Origin of the sequence: Pseudoalteromonas sp. T1lg76, from assembly GCF_002964725.1 — a bacterium.
Classification (GTDB): domain Bacteria; phylum Pseudomonadota; class Gammaproteobacteria; order Enterobacterales; family Alteromonadaceae; genus Pseudoalteromonas.
This window is the reverse complement of record NZ_PQCE01000034.1, coordinates 42639-66448: the sequence shown is the minus strand read 5'-3', so window position 1 is coordinate 66448 and position 23810 is coordinate 42639. Positions and strand designations below refer to the sequence as shown.

The 23810-nt window shown below is 49.4% G+C and carries 20 protein-coding genes and 1 pseudogene; 7 read left to right on the top strand and 14 right to left on the bottom strand.

All coding sequences use genetic code 11. From position 1 onward, the window contains the following. The first annotated feature begins 115 nt into the window (after window positions 1-115). Window positions 116-1023, top strand: a pseudogene (locus C2M35_RS12745) (1-aminocyclopropane-1-carboxylate deaminase/D-cysteine desulfhydrase). On the opposite strand, the gene C2M35_RS12740 reads toward C2M35_RS12745, so the two are convergent. The 3 genes from C2M35_RS12740 to C2M35_RS12730 all read right to left on the bottom strand — a co-directional run bounded on the left by C2M35_RS12740 (window position 1007) and on the right by C2M35_RS12730 (window position 4858). Continuing rightward, a complete protein-coding gene (locus C2M35_RS12740) occupies window positions 1007-2590 on the bottom strand; it encodes an EAL domain-containing protein (protein ID WP_105265515.1) in 1584 nt (527 codons plus the stop codon). The pseudogene C2M35_RS12745 and the gene C2M35_RS12740 sit on opposite strands and share 17 nt — an antisense overlap. Before the next feature lie 197 nt (window positions 2591-2787). Then, entirely contained in the window at window positions 2788-3471 is a 684-nt protein-coding gene (gene ssb, locus C2M35_RS12735; protein WP_105265514.1) for a single-stranded DNA-binding protein, read from the bottom strand. Between the two features lie 19 nt (window positions 3472-3490). Continuing rightward, window positions 3491-4858 carry an MFS transporter gene (locus C2M35_RS12730; RefSeq protein WP_105265513.1) on the bottom strand — a complete coding sequence of 456 codons (1368 nt, stop codon included), beginning with the start codon at window positions 4856-4858 and terminating at the stop codon, window positions 3491-3493. A gap of 208 nt (window positions 4859-5066) precedes the next feature. Between C2M35_RS12730 and uvrA the strand changes: the two genes are divergently transcribed. Beyond that, entirely contained in the window at window positions 5067-7892 is a 2826-nt protein-coding gene (gene uvrA / locus C2M35_RS12725) for an excinuclease ABC subunit UvrA (protein ID WP_105214917.1), read from the top strand. A gap of 50 nt (window positions 7893-7942) precedes the next feature. Further along, a complete protein-coding gene (locus tag C2M35_RS12720) occupies window positions 7943-8890 on the top strand; it encodes a hypothetical protein (RefSeq protein WP_105265512.1) in 948 nt (315 codons plus the stop codon). Here the strand turns inward: C2M35_RS12720 and C2M35_RS12715 are convergent. Further along, on the bottom strand, window positions 8887-9291 hold the full coding sequence (locus C2M35_RS12715; protein ID WP_105265511.1) for an acyl-CoA thioesterase: 405 nt from the start codon (window positions 9289-9291) through the stop codon (window positions 8887-8889). The genes C2M35_RS12720 and C2M35_RS12715 overlap by 4 nt on opposite strands. A gap of 28 nt (window positions 9292-9319) precedes the next feature. Here C2M35_RS12715 and C2M35_RS12710 point away from each other — a divergent pair, with 28 nt between their 5' ends. After that, a complete protein-coding gene (locus tag C2M35_RS12710; protein ID WP_105257877.1) occupies window positions 9320-10024 on the top strand; it encodes a 2OG-Fe(II) oxygenase in 705 nt (234 codons plus the stop codon). A gap of 57 nt (window positions 10025-10081) precedes the next feature. Here the strand turns inward: C2M35_RS12710 and C2M35_RS12705 are convergent, their stop codons facing one another. From C2M35_RS12705 to C2M35_RS12690, 4 genes are all read right to left on the bottom strand, one after another. After that, window positions 10082-11320 carry a cysteine desulfurase-like protein gene (locus C2M35_RS12705; RefSeq protein ID WP_105265510.1) on the bottom strand — a complete coding sequence of 413 codons (1239 nt, stop codon included), beginning with the start codon at window positions 11318-11320 and terminating at the stop codon, window positions 10082-10084. 9 nt (window positions 11321-11329) lie between these two features. Next, window positions 11330-11962, bottom strand: coding sequence for a 2OG-Fe dioxygenase family protein (locus tag C2M35_RS12700; protein ID WP_105265509.1), 633 nt, complete (start codon window positions 11960-11962; stop codon window positions 11330-11332). 233 nt (window positions 11963-12195) lie between these two features. Then, window positions 12196-14793 (bottom strand): bifunctional aconitate hydratase 2/2-methylisocitrate dehydratase, encoded by a 2598-nt coding sequence (gene acnB / locus C2M35_RS12695; protein ID WP_105200019.1) that lies wholly within the window; start codon window positions 14791-14793, stop codon window positions 12196-12198. Between the two features lie 259 nt (window positions 14794-15052). Next, window positions 15053-16108 carry an OmpA family protein gene (locus C2M35_RS12690; protein ID WP_105200018.1) on the bottom strand — a complete coding sequence of 352 codons (1056 nt, stop codon included), beginning with the start codon at window positions 16106-16108 and terminating at the stop codon, window positions 15053-15055. A 671-nt stretch (window positions 16109-16779) separates the two neighbouring features. Between C2M35_RS12690 and trmA the strand changes: the two genes are divergently transcribed. Beyond that, the gene (trmA, locus tag C2M35_RS12685) at window positions 16780-17877 is read left to right on the top strand and encodes a tRNA (uridine(54)-C5)-methyltransferase TrmA (RefSeq protein WP_105265533.1); all 1098 of its coding nucleotides are present in this window, start codon (window positions 16780-16782) and stop codon (window positions 17875-17877) included. Between the two features lie 52 nt (window positions 17878-17929). Here the strand turns inward: trmA and C2M35_RS12680 are convergent, their stop codons facing one another. The 4 genes from C2M35_RS12680 to ccoG are packed head-to-tail and all read right to left on the bottom strand — an operon-like array spanning window position 17930 to window position 21646. Continuing rightward, the gene (locus C2M35_RS12680; protein ID WP_105200017.1) at window positions 17930-18562 is read right to left on the bottom strand and encodes a thiol:disulfide interchange protein DsbA/DsbL; all 633 of its coding nucleotides are present in this window, start codon (window positions 18560-18562) and stop codon (window positions 17930-17932) included. Between the two features lie 16 nt (window positions 18563-18578). After that, window positions 18579-19199 (bottom strand): thiol:disulfide interchange protein DsbA/DsbL, encoded by a 621-nt coding sequence (locus tag C2M35_RS12675; RefSeq protein ID WP_105265508.1) that lies wholly within the window; start codon window positions 19197-19199, stop codon window positions 18579-18581. A 34-nt stretch (window positions 19200-19233) separates the two neighbouring features. Beyond that, window positions 19234-20211 carry a serine/threonine protein kinase gene (locus tag C2M35_RS12670; protein ID WP_105200015.1) on the bottom strand — a complete coding sequence of 326 codons (978 nt, stop codon included), beginning with the start codon at window positions 20209-20211 and terminating at the stop codon, window positions 19234-19236. 1 nt (window position 20212) lies between these two features. Then, the gene (gene ccoG / locus C2M35_RS12665; protein WP_105214929.1) at window positions 20213-21646 is read right to left on the bottom strand and encodes a cytochrome c oxidase accessory protein CcoG; all 1434 of its coding nucleotides are present in this window, start codon (window positions 21644-21646) and stop codon (window positions 20213-20215) included. 213 nt (window positions 21647-21859) lie between these two features. Here ccoG and C2M35_RS12660 point away from each other — a divergent pair, with 213 nt between their 5' ends. Together C2M35_RS12660 and C2M35_RS12655 are read left to right on the top strand one after the other, a co-directional pair. Further along, the gene (locus C2M35_RS12660; RefSeq protein ID WP_105265507.1) at window positions 21860-22201 is read left to right on the top strand and encodes a hypothetical protein; all 342 of its coding nucleotides are present in this window, start codon (window positions 21860-21862) and stop codon (window positions 22199-22201) included. A gap of 6 nt (window positions 22202-22207) precedes the next feature. Next, window positions 22208-22405, top strand: coding sequence for a hypothetical protein (locus C2M35_RS12655; RefSeq protein WP_105214933.1), 198 nt, complete (start codon window positions 22208-22210; stop codon window positions 22403-22405). A 34-nt stretch (window positions 22406-22439) separates the two neighbouring features. On the opposite strand, the gene C2M35_RS12650 is transcribed toward C2M35_RS12655, so the two are convergent. Continuing rightward, window positions 22440-23045: a YecA/YgfB family protein gene (locus C2M35_RS12650; RefSeq protein WP_105265506.1), complete on the bottom strand. Its 606-nt coding sequence runs from the start codon at window positions 23043-23045 to the stop codon at window positions 22440-22442. After that, window positions 23045-23809, bottom strand: a complete 765-nt coding sequence (locus tag C2M35_RS12645; protein WP_105265505.1) for a type II secretion system protein N — start codon at window positions 23807-23809, stop codon at window positions 23045-23047. Before C2M35_RS12645 ends, C2M35_RS12650 begins: the two co-directional genes overlap by 1 nt. Window position 23810 lies beyond the last annotated feature (1 nt).

The following is a 23810-nucleotide window of genomic DNA, read 5'->3' as shown; positions in this document are numbered from 1 at the left end:
CTCGGTGGGTAAAAGTACTGGATTCCAGCTTGAAGCTGGCTTTTACCCTAGTCGCAACGGATAATAACGCAGCGCCATCATTGCACATACTCACAGCAAATAAACACGGTTAACCATGAATCTGGTCGAAAATACAATCCCCGAATCTCCCCTGCAGCAAATCCAGGATGTGCTGCTAACCAAACACTGTGTGCGCTTGAGTATTAAACGTGACGATTTGCTGCACCCCATTATCCATGGCAACAAATGGCGCAAGTTAAAGTACAACCTGGTCGCCTTTGCCCAATCCGGTAAATCCGAGCTGCTGACCTTTGGTGGCGCCTTTTCCAACCACCTGTATGCCAGTGCCGCCGCCGGCAAAATATTCCGCATTGCAACGCGCGCTATAGTGCGCGGCCCGCAGCTGGATGAGCATAATCCGACGCTGCGTTTTGCCAAGGCCTGCGGTATGCAGTTGCATCCGGTTACCCGTATCGAGTATCGCCAGCGCAATAGCCCGGAGTACCTAGAGCAATTACAGCAGCGCTTTACCAAGGCTTTTATCCTTCCCGAAGGTGGCACCAATACCGCCGCCTTAAGGGGAGTCGAAGAACTGGCCCACAGCCTGCCGGAACATCAGTTCTTAGCGTGTGCCACCGGCAGTGGCGGCACCCTGGCGGGACTGCTATCCGGGCATACACAAACCCAGGTGTTGGGCATAGCTGTATTGAAAAATGCCGAATACCTAAAACTAGAAATCACACGGCTTCAGCCACAGCCCAACTGCGAATGGCGTCTGCTTTGTGACCATCATGACGGCGGCTATGGTCGCTTTAGCCCCGAACTATGGCGCTTTTGCCAATGGTTCGAACACACTCACAAGGTCCCACTGGAGCCCATCTACAGCGGCAAAATGATCTATGCCCTCTGGCAACTGATCGAACAGGGTTATTTCCCGGCGGCAGCCATATCATTGCCATCCATACCGGTGGCCTACAGGGTAAGGAAGGCCTTAGGTATCGCGGCCTTATTGGGGCAAGTTAAAGGCACTGAGTTGGTTAATGGTGCCGGTGAAGTAAAAGCCTTGCGCTCCTTGCACACCCAGTTGTTTTAGCACTTCGGCCTGTTGATGGCGCTCAATGCCGACCGCAAAAACCACTATCCCCAAGCGCTGTGCATTGGCGACATAAGATAAAACCCGACGCTGAATATGCCTGTCCGTATCCACATGGCTGATCAATTCACTGGCTAATTTAACGGCCTTAATCGGTACATTAAGGGTGTTTATGGCGTCGGTGGGCCACTTGCTTAGCTGGTCGACAATGATACCGCGCTGGCACGCTGTTGTGCTTTTTAAGCGCTTTGCTATCAGCCTGGGTTGCTTGGCCAGCAGCGCTGCCGGACACTCCAGGCACACCCTGGGGTGGGCTTCTAAAAACTCCCCTAACCGCCGCCATACATCATCATCAAGCCAGGAGCTGGGGTGAATATTTAAACTGATGTCGGCCTGCAGCTGCTCGCTCTTAAGCATGGTTTCAAGACGCTTCAGTACGGCAATATCAACGCTGCGCGCAGCACTTTCAGGCGTGCTGTGACTTAGTAAATATTCGGGAGAAATCAGCCCAAGCTGTGGATGGCGAATTCGCAGCAGGGTTTCGTGATGCATAATTTCCTCATTATATAAGTCGAATACAGGCTGGAAGAAACATACAAACTGCTCGTTATTAATGGCATCAACCAAAGAGCAGGACTTGGCGGCCAGCAGCATGGAGTGATTATGACTAAAGGGAATGCGGTAGCAATGCTTATGCTCACTCTGACACGCCAATGCCAATGCCGATTGGCACAGCTGATAGACCACCGCCTGATCGGCACCACTGCGATAGTTACACAGGCCGACTTTAACCTCATCGCGACGCAAATCAGGTAATAGGCTACGGCAACACTTAAGCGCCATGGCACTAAAGCTTTGCAAATGAGTTTCCAGCTGTTTATAGGCCACTTCTTTAACCGTAATGGCGAAGCAGCCGGAATTAAGAATTTTAACCGATACCCTTTGTTGATGCTGTAACTGCTCCTGCAACAGGGTCTCGAATAAGCTCACGACCCCGGATGCTACCGAGCTTAAGCGCTGGCAATAAACAATAGCAAAAACACTTTGATAAAGCTGGTTGACCCCCAGCATATTGGCACTGACCGGATGGGTATCCTGGTCTTCGTCCTCTTTTTTCTGCCCTCCGTAGCAGCTGAATGCCCGCGCCGCACGCCATTCGGTCCTGCGCAGCCACTGTACCGTGCGCCATAAAAAAATAAGCAACAAAACATTAATGGCAATAAACCAATGGCTATGCTGCTGCCACAAGGGCTGACTATAAACAGTGAGCGCCCCTGAGCTCAGGGCCAGATTAAATTGTACCGGCATCACAAAACTCCCCGTTTGCGCCTTACTTGATAAACCATAAGGCGCCAGAGCCGTGGAGAGCACCTGCTCGTTAACACTGCCCAATTGCTCAAGCCGCGTTTCCAGTTGTTGTATTTGCGATTGCCGCTCCTGCATCAAGCCCCACACCAAAATGGCGTTGATCAGCACCATCATCAGCGCGCCAAGCATGCAAGTTAAGCCAAGCTTTTGATACTTAGTGAAAATGGACAAATCCAAGGTCTATTAGTCATCTTTACTCATGACTAAAGTGTTGTCCATGTGCTGGGGAAGCTCAAGTGTGAGCCCATAAAAAAGCCCCGTATTACGGGGCCTTCAGAAGAAACTATCTAGATTTCAATAAGCTCAGTTAAGCAAGCTTATTTACCTTAGAACGGAATATCGTCATCGAAGTCGATTGGCGGTTCCATTGGGTTAGCAGCGCCGCCTTGAGGGGCATTTTGTGGCTTAGGAGCGAAACCGCCCTGTTGGCCACCCTGCTGGTTGCCATAACCACCGCCTTGTTGGCCACCTTGCTGGCCACCTTGTTGTGGAGCAGCTTGCTGCATGCCTTGGTTGCTCTGCGGTGCATAACCCTGCTGCTGTGATTGACCATAGCCACCACTTTGTTGACCGCCTTGCTGGCTGTGCGCCTGGCCGCCACCGAAGCCGCCCTGCTGCTGGCCACCTTGGTAACCGCCTTGACCGCCGCCTGGGTTTTCACCGCGACCGCCGAGCATCTGCATTTTACCGTCAAAACCGTCAACCACGATTTCCGTGGTGTACTTTTCCTGACCGCTTTGATCTGTCCATTTACGGGTTTGCAATTTACCTTCGATATAAACCTGCGAGCCTTTACGTAGATACTCACCGGCTACCTCGGCCAGCTTGCCGAACAACACCACGCGGTGCCACTCGGTACGCTCTTGCATCTGACCCGTGTTTTTATCCTTCCAGCTGTCGCTGGTCGCGATGCTAATGTTAGCAACGCCATTGCCGTTAGGCATGTAGCGAACTTCAGGGTCTTGACCCAGGTTGCCCACTAAAATCACTTTATTAATACCGCGCGCCATGGATATATGCTCCTACTTTTTACGCTGAGGCGACTAGCTGTTGCGCCGCCTGTAAATCAAATTTCTTCTCGTCTACCTTGAGGTAGCTACGGTTTTCATCACATACCACCGTGGCTTCAAGCACTCCCGGCAGCTCTACCAATTGCGCCGCTAATTGTTCTGCATCATGTTCGCTGCCTACTGCACTTAGCAAACTGATAATTTTACTGCGCGGCGGTACTCGCATTTTTACAGCAATGACAAACCATATTAACCCAACCAAGGCGGCAGCCGCAAACACCATCTCGGGGGTACCGCGCTGAGCCACAAATCCGCCAAGAATACCGCCCAAAAAGGCACCGATAAACTGGGATGATGAGAACACGCCCATGGCCGAGCCCTTCTGATTGGCTGGCGACAGACGTGATACTAGGGCCGGCATGGTCGCCTCTAGAAAGTTAAAGGCGATAAAATACAACATCATACACAAGGCTATCATGTAGACAGAGTTGGCTCCGAAAACCAAGCCCAGCATGCTGACAACCAGCATAATTATGGCCACCAAAAACAGGGGTTTTTCCTTTTGCTTAGCCACAGCCACTATCATCATAGGCACCATAAGCACAAAAGATAAAATAAATACCGGAATATACAATTGCCAATGCTGGGCCGCGGGTAAACCGTCGTTAATAAGCTGAGGTGGCAAGGAAACAAAAATGGTGGTCAGGGTCAGGTGCAAAAACAGCACCCCCAAATCCAAACGCGCCAGATCCGGGTGGCGCGCCAGTTTACCCACATCCCTCAGGGTCACAGTGGTTTCCCCCTTGGGAGCCCGATTAACCGCACTGGGTACCAGCCATACAACTATGGCCATTCCCACCAGCGCCAGAGCTGCCGTTAACCAAAAGATACCTGAGACGCCAAAGCTAGCCGCCACCATGGGGCCAAGCAACATGGCAATCGCAAAGCTCATGCCTATGCTCATGCCAATCACCGCCATCACCTTGGGACGCTGCTCGTCGCGGCTTAGATCCGCAGCCAAGGCCAACAAGGCACTGGCAATGGCGCCCATGCCCTGTAGTGCTCGACCTAGCGTCAGCATATACATGGACTCGGCCAAAGCGGCTATCACAGAGCCCAGGGTAAAGACGATTAATCCGGCGATAATAATACGTTTACGACCGAAACGGTCAGATAGCCAGCCCATGGGGATTTGCAGCAGCGCCTGAGTCAACCCGTAGGCACCAATGGCAAGTCCGATCCACAAGGGCGAAAAACCACTGAGATCCTGACCATAAATGGCCAGCACCGGCATCAACATAAAGAGGCCAAGCATACGAAAGGCAAACACGCTCGCCAACGACAGCGCGGCGCGCTTTTCAACACTGTTTAACTGGGATGCAGACATGACGGATTACTAATCGGCTGATAACAAATTCTATCTTGGCCGGCGATGATAGCATAATCGCCTGCCATTGGGACATGCCTAGCCGCGAATTTAGCCCTTGCCAAGATGCAAGCCATCGGCTCGGTTTAAGGACAAGAAAGCATCGCTAAGTAATGGCAAACTATGCGATACTTACAGGTTAATAAGCAGCTCGGGAAACAGGCGAAGAATGGATAATATCGAAGTTCGCGGTGCGCGCACCCATAACCTTAAAAACATCAATCTAACCATACCTCGGGATAAGTTGATCGTCATTACCGGATTATCGGGCTCGGGCAAATCGTCCCTCGCCTTCGACACCCTGTATGCCGAAGGACAAAGGCGTTATGTGGAATCCTTATCGGCCTACGCGCGCCAGTTTTTATCGCTGATGGAAAAGCCCGATGTAGATCATATTGAAGGCCTGTCGCCGGCTATTTCCATCGAGCAGAAGTCGACCTCCCATAACCCACGTTCAACCGTGGGCACCATCACCGAGATATACGATTACCTGCGTTTGCTGTTTGCCCGTGTCGGCGAGCCACGCTGTCCAACCCATCACCTGCCGTTGGCGGCGCAAACCATCAGCCAGATGGTGGATCACGTCCTAGCCCTGCCCGAGGGCAGCAAGCTGATGCTGCTGGCACCCGTGGTAAAAAACCGTAAGGGTGAGCATGTTAAGCTGCTCGAGCAACTGGCGGCACAAGGCTATATCCGCGCTCGCATCGATGGTGAAGTCTGTGACCTATCCGATCCTCCGCCGTTAGAGCTACATAAAAAGCACACCATAGAAGTGGTGGTTGACCGCTTAAAGGTGAAAGAAGGGCAGCAACAACGTTTAGCCGAGTCCTTCGAAACCGCGCTGGAGCTCTCCGGTGGCGTTGCTCAGGTGGCCGCCATGGATGATTCCCTCGAAGAAGAGCTGGTGTTCTCCGCCAACTTTGCCTGCCCAAGCTGTGGCTATGCCATGAGCGAACTTGAGCCAAGATTATTTTCCTTCAATAACCCGGCCGGTGCCTGTCAAACCTGTGATGGCCTGGGTGTACGCCAGTATTTCGACCCCCACCGCGTGGTTCATAACCCCGAGCTAAGCCTCGCCGGTGGTGCCATTAAGGGCTGGGACAAGCGCAGCTTCTACTATTTCCAAATGCTGCAATCTGTGGCCGAGCATTATCAATTTGATTTGGATACGCCCTTCCAAAATTTAAGTGATGAGGCCAAAAAGGTGGTACTGGAGGGTTCTGGCAAGGACAAGGTCGCCTTCCATTATCGTAACGACCGCGGCGATCTAATCACCCGCAATCATGAATTCGAGGGCGTGCTCAATAATATGCAGCGCCGCTACCATGAGACCGAGTCCAATTCGGTGCGTGAGGAGCTGGCCAAGTATCAAACCTCACAGGCTTGCCCCAGTTGTAGCGGCTCACGCTTACGTCAGGAAGCACGTAACGTCTTTATCGACGAGACTAACCTGCCTAAGGTGACCCTGATGAGCATAGGCCAGGCCTTCGACTATTTCGACAGCCTGGAATTCAGCGGCCAAAAAGCACAGATTGCCGATAAGATCCTTAAAGAAATTCGCGACCGCTTATCCTTCTTAGTCAATGTCGGCCTAAATTATTTATCCCTGGAGCGCAGTGCCGATACCCTCTCCGGGGGCGAAGCCCAGCGCATTCGTTTGGCCAGCCAGATAGGTGCCGGCCTGGTAGGGGTTATGTATGTGTTGGACGAGCCTTCTATCGGCTTGCACCAGCGCGATAACGACCGCCTGCTGCAAACCCTGACGCGCCTGCGCGACCTCGGCAATACCGTCTTGGTGGTGGAGCACGATGAAGACGCCATTCGCGCCGCTGACTACATTATCGATATCGGTCCGGGCGCCGGAGTTCATGGAGGCCACGTGGTGGCCGAAGGCTCGCGCGACGACATCATGAACAATCCGGACTCATTAACGGGCCAATACCTCAGCGGCGTCAAAGAAATCGCCGTGCCCAAGGAGCGCCACCCGACTAACGAGAAATGGCTAGAGCTGTTTGGCGCTACCGGCAATAACCTCAAGAATGTCGACTTGCGCATCCCATTCGGTTTAATGACCTGTATTACCGGTGTCTCCGGCTCGGGTAAGTCGACCCTGGTTAACGACACCTTGTTTAAGGTGGCACACACTGTACTCAACGGCGCCACCGCAGTTGAGCCGGCGCCGCATAAAGAAATCACTGGCCTGGATCATTTCGATAAGGTTATCGATATCGACCAAAGCCCTATCGGCCGTACGCCACGCTCAAACCCGGCCACCTATACGGGGATTTTCACCGCCATACGTGAACTTTTTGCCGGTACTCAGGAGTCACGCTCGCGTGGCTACAAGGTGGGTCGCTTTAGCTTTAACGTTAAGGGCGGACGCTGTGAGGCATGTCAGGGCGATGGCGTGATCAAGGTGGAAATGCACTTCCTGCCGGATGTGTATGTGCCTTGCGATGTGTGTCAGGGCAAGCGCTATAACCGCGAAACCTTGGAAGTCCTCTACAAGGGTAAAAACATTCATCAGGTGCTGGAAATGACGGTGGAAGACGCGCGCGAATTTTTCGATGCCATTCCTGCGATCAATCGTAAGCTGCAAACCCTGATGGATGTAGGCCTGTCCTATATTCGTCTGGGACAGGCGGCAACCACCTTATCCGGCGGTGAGGCGCAGCGTGTGAAACTGGCCCGAGAGCTGTCCAAGCGCGACACGGGTAAAACCCTGTATATCTTGGATGAGCCCACTACCGGCCTGCACTTCCATGATATTCAGCAACTGCTGACGGTATTGCACCGCCTGCGCGACCACGGCAATACCATAGTGGTGATTGAGCATAACCTGGATGTGATCAAAACCGCCGACTGGATTGTGGATTTAGGGCCGGAAGGCGGCAGCGGTGGCGGTGAAATTCTCGTCGCCGGTACCCCGGAAGAAGTAGCTGCGCATGAGCGCTCCCATACCGGGCACTATCTCAAGCCATTGTTGGCAAAATAAGCAATTAGGGGGTAAAGTCTGAATAAATAACGAAAATATTCAGGCTTATCATGACGGCCCCCTTATTACGCCTCAAAGCAAAAACAGCCCGAAATACGAGAAACCTTAAACTAGGCTTTAAAAAATTTTGGCAAGCCTTGACCCTGGCACAACGCCTGTACGCGGTCGCTTTGTTGCTCTCTCCCGTCAGTATCTGGCTGGCAACGGCATGCACAGTGGCGGCTTTAACCATTGAGTTCTGGCCGCGCTTTCTTCAGCTTTTTCACTCACTTCCCGGTAAAGCCATTCTCTTACTGTTTTACGGTACCATAGCCAATTTTGTGCTGGCGAATGCAGCTGGCACGGTAAATGAAGTCACCGGCGTGGCGGCAAGCCATTTCGACTATACCCATAACTTTGCTATCTTGCTGTACCTGCCCAGTTGGATGTTAGCGCTTTCGGTTATCGCCTTGCTTCTTCTCCAGCTGGTGCTTCCCCTTTACATCTTGGTATTACTCTTACTCAGACCTTTCCAGCGCTTTGGCTTGCACTTTTTGGACAGCACGAAACGACCCATTCAAACCGCCATCGCCCGCTTTGTTTTATGTGTTATTGTCACGGCCAACCTAGTGGTAACCTCAGGGGATTTCGACAATGCGGGTGATGTCATAGATCAGGTCAGTGCGAGCTTTGAAAAAGAGATGAGTAAGGAGCAAGAACCCAATGCAGAACAAACACAAGAGGCACCGGCGACCATGCACCTTGAAGCAAACATTGCCGAGCCGGGCAAGGATTCCGATAAGTGGATCAAAATCCTAGTTGCCCAGTTTGCCTACAATTGGGAGGCAGACAGCTTCTCGCGCTGCGCGAAAAGTAAAAACAGTAAGGTGGTTGAGCTCAATGATTATGAAATTGTTGAGCTCTTCGAGGATGAGCAAGCCGAGTATGGTGTTCGCTTTGAAACAAAACGGTGTGTGTCTCCGGCCTTTCCCGCCACAACCACCATCAACAGCCCCTAGCCCTCTTGCACGGCCTCGAGATGCTGGCTAAGTTGCGACTTTTCCTCTTCGCTTAAGGCTTGTGACGCCTTGTTTTCGAAGTTATAACGCACCATCACCGTCTTACCCTCGGCACAACACTGGTCATGCTGCCAGGCTTGTTGTTTGATCACAAAAGAGCTGGAACCGATGCGCTCGATCATGGTTTTCACTTCCACTTCCTGGCCATAGAAAAGCTCGCCCAAAAAGGTCACTTCCACCTTAGCAACAATCAAGCGCCATTGATGTGGATTAAGATCTGGGGTAAAGATTTTAAAAATAGGTGTGCGGGCGGCTTCAAACCACACCGGTAGTACTGTATTGTTAATGTGCCCGAGGACATCCGTTTCACTAAATCTGGGCTGAACTTTTTCAATAAGCATAATAATTCCAATAGGTAAGGTTGCAGTCATGACAGACTTCATTGGCGTTTATGATAACGCGCTTAGTGACACTTTTTGTAGTCAGTTTATCGACCTGTTCGAGCAGAGTCCGCATTTGAAGCAGGGTACCACCTCTGGCGGCATAGATTTAAGTAAAAAAGACAGTAAAGACCTTTACCTCAATGCTCACCCCGAGTACCAGCAGCACTTACAGCATATTCAACAGGTCACCGCGCAACACGTGATGCGCTATGTTGAAGAACATTTGTTTATGATGATTGGCGCCTTTGGCTTACAGGTCTTCCACCCAAAAACCGGCAAACCGGTGGCCCTTAACCAGGACAACTTTGAAGAGGTGGCCAAACCCCAGCTGGGTACCTTGATGCAACAGCTGTTTCGTTTAGGCAGTATTCAAGCGCAGAAATACGAGATCAATAAGGGCGGGTATCCTTACTGGCACAGTGAGGTCTATCCACAAACCGGCCATAACGAAGCCTTACACCGCGTCCTGCTGTTTATGTTCTACTTGAACGATGTGAGCGAAGGCGGCGAAACCGAGTTTTACTATCAAAAGCGTAAAATCGCTCCAAAACGCGGCACCATGGTGGTCGCACCGGCCTACTTTACCCATACCCACCGCGGCAACAAACCCTTGTCGAATGACAAGTACATTCTTACCTCTTGGGTGTTGTTTAATCGCGCCGAGCAGATCTACGGCCAAGCACAAAAATAACCCAGCATATAAGATCAAAAAAGGCTGCCTAGGCAGCCTTTTTAACAGAGCGAAGCGCTATGAGCCGAGTAGCTCGCTGAACAGGGCAAATAAGCGATCGATCTCTTCGATGCTGTTGTAGTGCATACAACCGATACGCACCACACCACCCTTGTCCATTACACCTAATTGCTCACACAGGCCCTGGGCATAGAAGTTACCGTCCCATACACAGACATGCTGCTTGCCTAAGAACTCGGATACCTGACGTGGCTCTAAGCCATCAAAGGTAAGGGCAAAGGTCGGCGTACGCTCGGCCAGACGCTCCATATCATCAATACCGAACAGCGAGATCTGTGGAAACTCTTTTAGCCGTGTAAGGAAGTGCTTGCTTAACGCCATTTCATGCTCTTTGCTGTTGGCAAATGCCGCTTCAAGACGCTGACGACGCGGCAGTTGCGCATCCAGGCCGCTCAGTGAAGCAATATAGTCAACGGCGGCAACCACACCGGCCAAGCCTTCAAAGCTTTGCGTACCCGTCTCCCAACGACCCGGTACTACATCTTTCGCCGGCTCTACCTTGTAGGGGGTGAAGTTTTCCAAATGCTCACGCTTACCGTAAACGATACCCACATGAGGACCGAAGAATTTATAGGCCGAACAAGCAAGGAAATCACAATCCAGTGCCTGCACATCCACCAGCTCATGTGGAGCATAGTGAACCGCATCCACATACACCAGGGCGCCATGCTGATGCGCCAACTCGATAATACGCTTCACATCATTGATTGAGCCCGTGGTGTTCGACGCATAGGTTACGGCGACCAGCTTGGTATTGGCATTAAGCAATGACTCGAAGTGCGCCATATCCAGGGTGCAATCCGCTTCATTAATACGCAGCGCATGCACAGTGGCTCCTTTATCCTCGGCGGCCTGTCGCCACGAAGACACATTGGAGAAGTGATCCGCATTGGTCACTATGATCTCGTCGCCACTTTGCCAGCCGCGTGAAATAGCGCGACTAAAGCTAAAGGTCAGGCTAGTCATATTGGCGCCGAAGACGATTTGCTCCGGGCTTGGGCTGTTAAGCAGGTCGGCAATGGCCTGACGCGCTTGGCTCATCACCGCCACGGTTTTATCGCTGGAGAAAAACGCGCCGCCCAGGTTTGAATTATAAAAACCTAGGTAAGCCGCCATGGCATCTAATACTGATTGGGGTACTTGCGCGCCACCGGGGCCATCAAAAAAGATTGGCGATTCGCCATTTACTTGCTGCATTAGTGCCGGAAACTGGCTGCGAAGAGAGACTAGATTCATCATTTTTCCTTACGCAGTCAGTACAAAACAATCAAGATAGCCGATCTTCGACTCATCCAGCTTGTTCATGGGGGTGGCGTTGTGCCACACCTGGCGATCATCGATAAGTGCGAACATGCCGTCTTTAATTTCCATCTTGAAACACGGCTTGGCTTCTTTGTGCTCATACACCAATAGCTCGCCACCGGCGATGTTTTCATGAGACACACCGCATATACACACATGGTCAAAGCCATCCTGATGAATACCTTCCGGTGCCGGCGGCGTATCGCTGTCGATGGCCAACATACGGAACTGGTGAATTTCGATATCACGATCTGCGTCGACACCTGTCATGGCAATAAACTCGGCCACAATGCGCTTCATGCCTTCGCTGCTTAGCAAGTCTGCGTCGAGGTTTTCGTAGGTACGCTCAACATTGCCCTGGAAGGTATTAATGGAATCGTCTTGTACAAAGGCTTTAGTAGGCTGAAGGGTGAGTTCACCCTGTTGCACCTTGATCACTGAATAACGACGCTTACGGAAGGCACCATCGGCATAGGGATTATCGGGAAGATGGTCGAAAGAAGGCTTTACCGCGTCAATATGAGACTGGTCAATGAAACGAAGTTGCAGAAGGTTCTGGTTATTTAACGAAGTCATAAAGATCCTGCCTTGATAAGAAAATTGGCGGGGATTTTAAGCTATTTCCGTCGCAGGTTTGATTTCATTTAGCGACAATTTCAATGTCAAATTGAATAAAAAAATCTTTAATCTTTAATTTGAAGAATTAAAAATTGAAAATATGAAAAATTAAGAAAATCCATATTCTATTTTAACTAAATTTAAACATAAAAAAGCCCGCTTAGTAAGCGGGCTTTTATCACATATGCAAATTACACGGCTTGCTGGATAATCACGTTATCCGCTTTCTTCGTGTACTGAGGCATCTTGTGGAAGTTCAAGTAACGGTAAGTATCAGCCGCTGTTGCGTTGATCTTCTCCGCGTATTCTTGATATTCCGCAGCTGTAGGTAGTTTACCTAGAATTGCTGCTACCGCTGCAAGCTCGGCAGACGCTAGGAATACGTTTGCACCTGTACCTAGACGGTTAGGGAAGTTACGAGTAGAGGTAGAAACAACCGTTGCCTTATCAGCAACACGTGCCTGGTTACCCATACACAATGAACATCCTGGAGTTTCGATACGCGCGCCTACACGACCGAAGATACCGTAGTAACCTTCGTCGGTAAGTTGGTCTTTATCCATCTTAGTAGGTGGTGCAACCCAAAGTTGGGTTGGTAGACGACCACCGAAGTTGTCTAGCAGCTTACCAGCGGCACGGAAGTGGCCGATGTTAGTCATACATGAACCGATGAATACTTCGTCGATCTTCTCGCCAGTTACGTCTGAAAGTAGACGTGCGTCATCCGGGTCATTAGGAGCACAAAGAATTGGCTCTTTGATTTCCGCCAGGTCAATTTCAATTACGTGCGCGTATTCTGCGTCTTTGTCGGCTTCCATAAGCTCTGGGTTAGCCAACCACTCTTGCATCGCGTTGATACGACGCTCGATAGTACGTACATCACCGTAGCCTTCAGCGATCATCCACTTAAGCATAACGATGTTTGACTCTAGGTACTCAGAGATAGACTCTTTGCTTAGCTTAACGGTACAACCTGCGGCTGAACGCTCTGCAGAGGCATCTGACAGCTCGAACGCTTGCTCAACGGTTAGGTGCTCAACACCTTCGATCTCTAGTACGCGACCAGAGAATTCGTTGATCTTACCTTTCTTCTCAACGGTAAGCAGGCCTTGCTTGATACCGTAGTAAGGAATTGCGTGTACTAGGTCACGTAGTGTGATGCCCGGCTGCATTTCGCCTTTGAAGCGTACTAGTACCGACTCTGGCATATCCAGTGGCATAACACCTGTTGCCGCTGCGAATGCAACCGCACCAGAACCCGCTGGGAATGAAATACCTAGAGGGAAGCGAGTATGCGAGTCACCACCTGTACCTACGGTATCAGGAAGAAGCATACGGTTTAGCCATGAGTGGATTACACCGTCACCTGGACGTAGCGATACACCGCCACGGTTCATGATGAAATCAGGTAGTGTGTGGTGCGTGTTTACGTCGATAGGCTTAGGATACGCAGACGTGTGACAGAAAGACTGCATAGTTAGGTCGGCTGAGAAACCAAGACAAGCAAGGTCTTTCAGTTCGTCACGAGTCATAGGACCTGTGGTATCTTGCGAACCAACCGTGGTCATCTTAGGCTCACAGTATTGACCAGGACGAACGCCAGGCATGTTACATGCTTTACCAACCATCTTCTGAGCCAGGGTGAAGCCCTTACCAGAATCGGTAACAAGAGCAGGCTTACGGAAGATGTCTTCGGCTTCCATACCCAATGAGGTGCGAGCCTTGTCGGTCAAACCACGACCAATGATCAGAGGAATACGGCCACCGGCACGTACTTCATCAAGGATCACGTCTGACTTCATCTTGAACGTAGAGATAACTTCATCGGTACCATGACGCTTAACCACACCTTCATACGGGTAGATATCGATTTGATCACCCATGTTCATGTCGTCAACATTTAGCTCGATAGGTAGTGCACCTGAGTCTTCCATAGTGTTGAAGAAGATAGGGGCAATTTTACCGCCAAGACATACACCGCCAACGCGCTTGTTTGGTACGTGAGGAATATCATCACCCATGAACCAAAGTACCGAGTTAGTTGCCGACTTACGTGATGAGCCAGTACCTACAACGTCACCTACGTACGCTAGTGGTAAACCTTTGGTTTTAAGCTCTTCAAGTTGGGCGATTGGACCGATTTCACCAGCTTTATCAGGGTTGATACCGTCACGCTCGTTCTTAAGCATAGCCAGAGCGTGCAGTGGGATATCCGGGCGAGACCAGGCATCTGGAGCAGGTGAAAGGTCATCTGTGTTAGTTTCACCGGTTACCTTGAACACGGTTACAGAGATCTTCTCTGGCACCGCCGGCTTCTCAAGGAACCACTCGGCGTTTGCCCAAGACTCGATAACTTGCTTAGCAAATTCGTTACCCGCTTTGGCTTTTTCTTCTACGTCGTAGAAGGCATCAAACATAAGCAGGGTGTGCGATAGGCCTTTTACTGCAAACGGTGCAAGTTCAGCATCGTCTAACAGATCAATCATAGGCTCGATGTTATAGCCACCTAGCATGGTGCCAAGTAGCTCGGCCGCTTTTTCTTTATTGATTAGTGGCGACTGCGCTTCACCTTTTGCAACGGCGGCTAGGAAGCCCGCTTTTACATAGGCGGCGTCATCTACGCCAGGCGGTACACGGTTAACTAGAAGGTCTAGGATAAACTCTTCTTCACCGGCAGGTGGATTCTTGATTAATTCGATCAGGTCAGCAGTTTGCTGAGCATCTAATGGTGCAGGCACAATACCTTGGGCTGCACGCTCTTCAACATGTTTACGATATTCTTGAAGCACAATTATGCCCTCTTGGTGACGTGAAAGTAGCAGACTTCGACGCGTCCATACTACTTATAGAATTTTGACACGATAACAATTATAAAGGCTTTAAAGATAGAAGAAAATTGGCGTCGCCGCCTAGAGGCAAAATAGTCAATATAAATACAATGAATGTAAGGGCTTTAAAACTATAGGCTGGTGAATGTTGAGTAATAATTATTTGCAAAAAGCCCGGCATCAGCCGGGCTTTTCATCATAGGTTGGTAATAACCTACTATTAGTTACGTTTGATGCTTACACGCTCAGTAACTGAGATGTGCGCTTCAACGCGACGGTTTTCAGCGTGAGCTTCTTTGGTGTTTTCAGTGTTCAATAAACGCTCTTCACCTAGGCCTACAGTTTCTACGCGAGAAGCTGAGATACCATCATTGATTAGTTGCTTAGCAACACCGTCTGCACGCTTTTTAGAAAGCTTTTTGTTGTAACCTGCATCGCCTACTGCTGAAGCGTGACCTTCAAGTAGTACGTTTGTTTGCGGGTACTTAGTCATGAATTCAGCAACTTTTTGGATATCATCCAAGTAACGCTGGTTAACGTCAGAGTTATCGTGTGGGAAACGTACTAACAAGCTAACCTTGTCGCCTTTTTCCATGTAACGAGTACAACCCGACGCATCTACTGCATCTTCCATAGGTGTGTTTGCACACTTATCGTTGGCATCAAGTACGCCGTCTTTGTCTGTGTCTTTTGGCTCTGGCTTAGGAGCAACAACTACTGGTGCTGGCTCAACTTTCTTAGGCTCAGGCTTGTCACCAAAGTGGTAGCTAACACCTAGCTTAAGACCGAAATCAGAATGGTTCTGGTTAAGACCTTCGTAATAGTTGGCTTCACCGAAGAATGCCCAGTTGTAACGGAAGTGGCTACGGAAACCAAAACCTAGGTTAGCTGCATTGAAGTCATCGTATACGTCAAATTTCTTTGCACCTAGTACACCGTAGAAAGTGTCGTTGAAGTGGTACAATACATCAGCACCGTAACGCTCACCTGTTTTGTGGTTGTCTGAATTTTCTTTATCAAGCTCAAGGGCTGCAAATTCTAGACGAGCTGTCCAGTATTCGTTAAAGCGGTAACCTACTTCGATACCTGAACCGAAAGACTCACCTAGCGCAACATTCGCAGGGTTTGCGCCCTTGATGTTGTCCCAGTCAGCCCAGAAGTAATCACCAAACACACCAATGTGAATACCTTCGTGAGGGTTTTTCTGTTCTTCAGCAACAACAGCTTGTGATGCCATTGCCAAAACGATAGCAGCAGAAAGTGATTTGATTTTCATTGTTTCCATCCCATTTTACGATTATCGATTATGCGCACCAAGGTAAATTAGTCCTTAATGCGCCAAGTAAAAGGTCCATCTTGTGCCTCTTACTTAGTTATATTCCGATGATTCATTAATCTATCAGCCGACATTTCTTGCTTTTATCGCAGGTGCTATACAACACCAGGTCTAGATCCGCGCTAACAGGTTTCAACACATCTACATTGTAGTCTAATTAAGCAAGTTCGCGTCTTAACTTAATCAGGTACGCTATATTAAAGCATTATGTTCCTGAATATAAGATGATTTTAGTATTAAAGTAGTAAAGTTTCTGCCACTTTGCAAATTACAACACAGCAGAAAAAGCCCTCTGAACCAGCCCTGGCAAGATATTGTAGTTTAATTAACCCACATCTTTAAACTTGCGGGAGCTAGGCTGAAAAATACTCACCGCATCTGCAATAAAACCCTGCATCCATCCAACCTCTTTACCAAGGTTTCTTTATTACCCGAATCGCGACATGTAGTTTTTCCCGGCGCAATAGCAAAATTTTATAATGGCCCTGGCACTCATAACCCGAGCAAGGCATCGAGCTGTAGAAAAAACAAACAAGAATATGGCACTTGTTACTGGACAATTGGACGCAGCTACCTACAATAGCGGCGCACATAAATTAGTAGAGGTTTGCATGCCAGTAATAGAAATCGACACGTCCGGGTACAACCAGCAATTAGCAGAAAAAGAAGAGCGTATTCTTGCGCAATTTTCTCGCTTTGGTGTCAATAAGTTAGAAGTGTTTGCCTCGACCCCGAAACATTACCGGCAACGTGCGGAATTTCGTGTCTGGCATGATGGCGATGACCTCTACCACATTATGTTCGATCAACAGAGTAAAGAAAAAGTCCGCGTCGAGCGCTTCGACCCGGGTGCCGAGCTGATCAATGAACTGATGAGTGCCATGATCGCCGAGTTAAAAGATAACGAGCTGATGCGCCGTAAGCTGTTTCAAATCGATTATCTGACCACGTTAAGCGGCAACGCCTTAATCAGCCTGCTCTATCACAAACAGTTAGATGAGCAGTGGTTGCAAGCGGCACAGGATCTACAAGCACGACTGCAACAACGCTTTAATGTCGAGCTTATCGGCCGTGCCCGCAAACAAAAGCAGGTACTGGCCACGGATTATGTGATTGAGCAACTTGAAGTAAATGGCCGCACTTATACCTATCAGCAGGTGGAAAACAGCTTTACCCAACCCAATGCCAAGGTAAATGAGTCTATGCTGGCCTGGGCTCAGGATATCTGTGCCCCCTTGAGCAATGATCTGCTCGAGCTCTACTGTGGTAATGGCAACTTTTCAATCGCCCTGGCGGGTTCCTTTAATCGCGTGCTGGCCACGGAAATTTCCAAGTCATCGGTACACTCGGCGCAATATAATATTGCCGCCAATAAGGTTGAAAACCTGGATATCATCCGCATGAGCAGCGAAGAATTTACCCAGGCAATGCGTAAAGAACGCACCTTTACCCGCTTAGGTAACATAGACCTGCATAGCTATGATTGCCAAACCATCTTGGTCGATCCGCCACGAGCCGGTATGGATGAACTGACCTGTAAGCTTACCAGCGAGTACGACAACATCATCTATATTTCCTGCAACCCGGAGACCCTGGAGCGCGATCTGGAGATACTGACGCAAACCCACGAAGTAGCCCGCTTTGCTATCTTTGATCAGTTCCCTTACACCCATCATATTGAATCCGGGGTCTACCTAAAGCGCAAATAAGAACATAAAAAAACCGCATCAAAAGATGCGGTTTTTTTGTCATTGGCCGTACTTACTTCTTGGCCAAGTAGTTGATTAGCGCTGCAATATCATCTGGCTCGGTAACGCCAGAATCACGACCTAAGATCAAACGATACTTACCGTTAACGATAAAGGTAGGTACGCCTTTCAGGGCACCCTTTTCTTTATAGTATTCTTGATCGCGCTGCATCTTTGAGGCTTTAGTGCGTACCGCAAAGCCTTCGAATAACTTGTCAAACTTTTGTGCATCAACGCCATTGGCAACAAACACATCTCTCACGTCGGCCATTTCGTTAAACTGCGAACGTTTATTGTGAATGTGGTTAAAGATGGCAGCAACCAAAAGCTCTTTTTCAGGTAACACACTGGCCGTTGCCAAGGCTTGCGACAACATATCCTGGTTTTCTGCGGTGCGGCCACCCATAAAGTTTACATGGCTGCGCTTAAAGCTCACGCCTTCGTTAAGCTTAGGCTTAACGTCTCTTAGTAAACCTTCATAAGCGTTACAGGCTGGGCAGTAGAAAGAGAAGAATTCTTTTACTTCCGGCTTACGGCTAGCACGCTCAGAAACGACTTCATAGTGAGTACCTTCTTCAAACTGTGCTGCCACTGCTGTCAAAGGTAATGCCAGCGCCATTAGCGCTAGGGCAATAAACTTCTTCATACCTTTATTCTCCGTGTTATTTTTCTAATAAATGGTTAACGAGCTCATTAAGCTCTTGTTGCGACTTCACAGTGTGTACATGCACCTTGTATTTGTCGTTAACAATAATGGTAGGCACGCCCGTTAGAGCGCCGGCCTTGGTATAAGTTTCTTGCGCTTCCAGAGCGGCCTTTTCACCGGCCAATACCGGCATGCTGCTTGCTAACATGCTATAACGCTCGGCGCCAATGCCCTGCTCCGCCAATAATTTTTCTACCGCTTGCTGCGATTGCAGTGGCTCGCGTTGCAGATGAATACTCTTGAAGATGGCCTCAGATACCTGTTCGCCTTTACCTTCTTGCTGAGCGATTAGATACGCCGTGGTTAGGCGATTTTGCGCAGCCTTATCCAAACGTAAAAAGTTTACATGGCTTTTAATAAAGGGCACATCCTTTGGCAAGGCATCTTTAAGCGCACCGACCGCAGGCTCAAGACGATAGCAATGGGGGCAGTAAAAAGAAAAGAACTCGGTTACCTTGTCACTTTCAGAGGCCTTAGTATCAAGCACTTGGTAATGCTCGCCAGCCTTAAAGTCGGCTGCCCAAGAGGCCAGAGGTAAACAAAGTAGTAATAACGAACCTGTTAGTTTTTTTATCATAATCGTCTCTTTTAAATTCAATTTGGCTGCGCGCTTATGGCATCAATTTCAACGCTGGCTCATCCAGCGCCGCCAGTTGCTCTTTTAATGCCAGAGTTTGCTGCTCCCAGTATTTGTCTTGTGCGAACCAAGAAAAGTTCCGCTCAAATGCCGGGTCTTGCCAACGTTTGGCAATCCAGCCCATATAATGCACCATGCGCATCGCCCGCAGCGGCTCTATTAAACGCAACTGGCCATGCTCAAAATGGGCAAACTCCTCATAGGCATTCACTAGGGTATCAAGCTGGACCAGCTGATTTTGCCGATCGCCACTGAGCATCATCCATAAATCCTGCATTGCTGGGCCCTGACGGCTATCATCAAGGTCAACAAAGGTTAGCATATCATCGCCGGACCAGAGAATGTTGCCAGCGTGGCAGTCTCCATGCAAGCGTATAGTAGCAACACTCTGGTATAAGCGGCTAGCTTTGTCGATAACCTGATCGAGCACGGTGTAAAAAGGTAAAGACATTGCCTCACTTACCAAGTTACTGTGCTGCAAATGAACCTTGGCTTGATATAGATATTCATCACAGCCTAGCACAGGCCGCGTGGTAAAAGGTTTTGCCGCCGCCACCTTGTGCATGCGGCCAATTAAACGGCCAAGCTGTTCTAGCTGGTCGAGATTATCCATCTCAAACTGGCGGCCACCAACGCTGGGGAACAGCGTAAAGCGATAGCCTTGATGCTCAAACAGTGTCTGACCATCAATACGCAACGGCGCCACCACAGGTACCTCGGCTTCTTGCAGCTCGGCACTGAAGCTATGCTCTTCAAGGATCTGCTCATTGCTCCAGCGCTCAGGGCGATAGAATTTTGCCACATAGCGGCGCTGATCCTCAGCTATAAACTGATAAACACGGTTTTCGTAGCTATTAAGTGCCAAGAGCCCAGACTCAGCATAGATGCCCACACCATCGAGGGCATCTAAAATGGTATCCGGGGTTAAGGAAGCAAAACTAAATTCACTCACCTTAACGACCCTTAAAGAAATTACTGCTTTGCTTAATTTGCGTCTCGGGATCAGTCACCGGGTAAAGCACAAAATTAAACTCTGTCATCGGCTTTTTCAGATCGTAAGGGTCGATAATCACAGATAAAGGCAGATCGTGAGAGCGTCCCGGTGCCACACTAAACTCAAGCTGACCAATCACCTGATAATGCTCCAGCCCCTCAACCTCAACTCGGAACTGCTGCGCTACCTGAGCCTTATTCAATACCTTCAATGTGTAGGTGTTTTCTACCAAGCCATCAACATTGATACGGAACAGCTGGTTACGGTCACGAATAATATCGAGATCCATAGGCACCCGCATGGCGATATTAGCCGCCAGTGCGCCGATAAGGATAAAGAGAATAATAGAGTAACCAATTAACTTACCGCGCACCGGCTTGGTTTTCTCGGCGGAAGCTTCCAGGTTACGTTCCGTGGTATAGGAGATCAGGCCACGAGGATAATTCATCTTATCCATAACGCCGTCACAGGCATCGATACAGGCACCACAGTTAATGCACTCGTACTGCAAGCCGTTACGAATATCTATACCGGTAGGACACACCTGTACACAGAGGTTACAGTCGATACAATCGCCCAACCCCAACTCTTTAGGGTCTTGCTTGCGCCCACGCGGACCGCGGTTTTCGCCGCGCTTGGCATCATAACTTACGGTAAAAGTGTCTTTGTCGAACATGGCCGACTGGAAGCGCGAATAAGGGCAAATATGCAAACACATAATTTCCCGCATCCAGCCCGCATTACCATAGGTACAAAGGGCAAATACGACAATATTCAACAGCGCATAGCCGCCCACAGAAAAGGTCACAAAGTCGAACACCAGCTCACGCATGGGCGTAAAGTAGCCGACAAAGGTAATGGCGGTATACAAGGAGAAAAGCAACCAGCTGCCATGTTTGGCCGTTTTGCGCCAAAACTTATCAAAGTCCATGGCACGCTGATCCAGCTTTTTACGCTGGTTGGCGGTGCCTTCAAACTTCTCTTCAAACCAGATAAAGATAAAGGTCCACACCGTTTGCGGACAGGTATAACCGCACCAGACACGGCCGTAGAAGGTGGTCACCAGAAACAGCGCAAAGGCGGCAATCATAAAAATAAAAGCGAGTATGGTTAAGTCTTGCGGCCAAAAGGTCAGGGCAAAAATACTGAACTGCTGATTACCTATATCGAATAAAACCGCTTGCTGGCCGTTGTAGTTAATCCAAGGCAACAACATAAAGGCGAGCATACCGACTAAGCCGATACGCTGTCTTAGCAACTGGTGTAATCCGGTGACGGCTCGGACATAAATACGGTTACGGGGATTAAATCTATCGTACTCGGCCCCGCTGGGCTTTTCGATTTTCACGTCACTGGGTATGTTTTTTACCTTGATCCGCTGCTCTTTTTCCATCTTAGTTCCTCAACGCCAGGGATTTAGGAATGGGCAAACTTACCTAATTGGTTATTAGGTTTGTCGTTTCGGGCAAGTATATCAATTCGGCCACCAAAATGATGTAACCAGAAGATTATATTTAACCCTAAGCGCCTTAATAGGCTTGCTTTTAAAACCCAGAGTTTACTACACTATCAGCGTCCCCGTTGCCACCTAGATCAAGGTTTACTCATGAAGAAGTTATTACTGTTGGTCGTTATTCTGTTAGCACTGCTAAGCGTTGATCATCCTTTGATCAAAAATCCCCGTGACAAAATTCTTGGCTCTGTGGTGTCGGATTTAAGTGATTCCACTCAGGTACAAAGGGAAGTGAAGGCAAGACATGCCCTAGCTGAGGTCCGCTCTCAACTTAAATTAAACAAAGATCAGGACGCCCATCTCGCCGACAGTTTTAAAACGGTTCGCGGTATGCACTGGTGGGAGCAAAAATACTGTAAAAACAGAGAGCTTAATCAGTATTTTTATGGTGACGATTTACTGCAGACCTGCACCATTATTGCGGCTACCCACTAGTAAGCTATGGACTTTTCAGCACTCAATAAAAAGCAAGGCGATTCTTTTGCCGAGCACAAACGTCTGCTGCAGCAACTGAGCAAGGGCAAAACCGTGTTATGCAAGCACTGCCAAGGCGCCATAAGTCTGCAACTCGCCGAACCCGGCTATGCCAGAGCCCGTTGCACCAAGGGCTGCACCGACCTGCTATTGCAACTCGGCTAAGCTCACCCAAGAAGACATAGCGAAAATGGCGGGGTTAGGTTTCCCAGTGCGGCTCATCATCGAATAAACCACTTTGCACCGCAGTAAGCTCAATCAGTTCGGCAAATCCCAGGCTAAAATCGGCCATCATATCAACCAGAGCATCGTTAAATGCCTGCTCATCCTGACCAGAGTTTGCCGCATGTATGCTGAATTGCTCAGCATCGGCAAATAATCCAAGTACAGTGACCGCCTGAGCAAGCATGTCTTTACTTTCTTCGGGGCAAGATGTGGCACTTAGCAAGGGTTCAAGGTAATAGCTGACACCCAGCACAAAGCCTTGTGCCCATTGATGCAACTCGGCATCGGCAGCTAGATTATCCTGCCAGCGCTGTGCAACTGCGACATTGCTAGTAAGCTTAAAACCGGTTTCATACACCTGCTCACTTATAGCCTGATGCAGACTCATGAGTGCAAATAAAACACTTTCATCGCAATCGGCGGCATGGCCACCAAGCACCTCTTGCAACCATTGCTCTTCCTCTATGGGAGCAGGAGCACAGATAAGTGCAAAAAGATAACCCTGAACCTGAGCCAAGGGCATAGCATTACCAGCCTCCCTCAGGTAGTCACGCAAAGAGGTTAGCGCTTGCTCACTCATTAGAACTCGATCCGATAGCGACCGTCGGCTCCCTGCGCTCCCAGGAACTGCACCGCATCATGCACGTCCTTAGGCAGGCTGGCATCCGGTTTAATAAAGCCTTTAACGCTAAACTGACCACGGTCGTTAAAGCTGGCATCAACCTGTAGACCCAGACGATTTTCCTTGGTAACCGTCACCTTAGCAGCACTATTTACGCAGCTAAGCTCACCTTCCAGCTCGCCAATGCTAAACCAGCCATTACGACCCTTCACGCTGATATCCGCAGAGCTGATGGTGCCGGCTAATGCCTGACAGTGAGGCTCACCGAGTTGGTAGTTATCCAGTTCGACAAACACCCGCCCCTTGGCCTCTGTAGGTATGGGTAGACGCACTCGCTGTAAAACTTGCTCAAGAGAAAGTCGTGCCTGGGTATCGTGAAGCTGCAGCTGCTTGTTAAATAGGCCATAGACTAATTGACCCTGGGCCGAAATTTCATTGGTATTGCGCTTATTACCTAGCACCAGATCCATATTCAACTGCGCCTGCAACAGCGCCAGCGGCTTAACCTGCCATTTCACCTGGCTGACATACTGGCCCTGATAACGCGCCCCGTGCACCTGGCCTTGCCAGACCGTGCCCGTGGCCGGACCCAACTGTAAGCCAGGTGGTAAATCTTTTTTAAACCAGTCCAAGGCCACCGAAGCGGGCAGCAGGGCAATGGCGAAAACCAGCAAAAAAACAACAAATACAACGGCTAGACCGCTGATTTTCTTCACAGACATA

Excerpts from the sequence above, each read along its gene's own strand:
- ssb (WP_105265514.1), bottom strand. The coding sequence starts at position 3,471 with ATGGCGCGCGGTATTAATAAAGTGATTTTAGTGGGCAACCTGGGTCAA.
- trmA (WP_105265533.1), top strand. The coding sequence starts at position 16,780 with ATGCCAGTAATAGAAATCGACACGTCCGGGTACAACCAGCAATTAGCA.
- C2M35_RS12660 (WP_105265507.1), top strand. The coding sequence starts at position 21,860 with ATGAAGAAGTTATTACTGTTGGTCGTTATTCTGTTAGCACTGCTAAGC.
- C2M35_RS12720 (WP_105265512.1), top strand. The coding sequence starts at position 7,943 with ATGACGGCCCCCTTATTACGCCTCAAAGCAAAAACAGCCCGAAATACG.
- C2M35_RS12705 (WP_105265510.1), bottom strand. The coding sequence starts at position 11,320 with ATGAATCTAGTCTCTCTTCGCAGCCAGTTTCCGGCACTAATGCAGCAA.
- uvrA (WP_105214917.1), top strand. The coding sequence starts at position 5,067 with ATGGATAATATCGAAGTTCGCGGTGCGCGCACCCATAACCTTAAAAAC.
- ccoG (WP_105214929.1), bottom strand. The coding sequence starts at position 21,646 with ATGGAAAAAGAGCAGCGGATCAAGGTAAAAAACATACCCAGTGACGTG.
- C2M35_RS12715 (WP_105265511.1), bottom strand. The coding sequence starts at position 9,291 with ATGCTTATTGAAAAAGTTCAGCCCAGATTTAGTGAAACGGATGTCCTC.
- C2M35_RS12730 (WP_105265513.1), bottom strand. The coding sequence starts at position 4,858 with ATGTCTGCATCCCAGTTAAACAGTGTTGAAAAGCGCGCCGCGCTGTCG.
- C2M35_RS12645 (WP_105265505.1), bottom strand. The coding sequence starts at position 23,809 with ATGTCTGTGAAGAAAATCAGCGGTCTAGCCGTTGTATTTGTTGTTTTT.
- C2M35_RS12650 (WP_105265506.1), bottom strand. The coding sequence starts at position 23,045 with ATGAGTGAGCAAGCGCTAACCTCTTTGCGTGACTACCTGAGGGAGGCT.
- C2M35_RS12690 (WP_105200018.1), bottom strand. The coding sequence starts at position 16,108 with ATGAAAATCAAATCACTTTCTGCTGCTATCGTTTTGGCAATGGCATCA.
- C2M35_RS12655 (WP_105214933.1), top strand. The coding sequence starts at position 22,208 with ATGGACTTTTCAGCACTCAATAAAAAGCAAGGCGATTCTTTTGCCGAG.
- C2M35_RS12675 (WP_105265508.1), bottom strand. The coding sequence starts at position 19,199 with ATGATAAAAAAACTAACAGGTTCGTTATTACTACTTTGTTTACCTCTG.
- C2M35_RS12740 (WP_105265515.1), bottom strand. The coding sequence starts at position 2,590 with ATGCTTGGCGCGCTGATGATGGTGCTGATCAACGCCATTTTGGTGTGG.
- C2M35_RS12710 (WP_105257877.1), top strand. The coding sequence starts at position 9,320 with ATGACAGACTTCATTGGCGTTTATGATAACGCGCTTAGTGACACTTTT.
- C2M35_RS12700 (WP_105265509.1), bottom strand. The coding sequence starts at position 11,962 with ATGACTTCGTTAAATAACCAGAACCTTCTGCAACTTCGTTTCATTGAC.
- C2M35_RS12680 (WP_105200017.1), bottom strand. The coding sequence starts at position 18,562 with ATGAAGAAGTTTATTGCCCTAGCGCTAATGGCGCTGGCATTACCTTTG.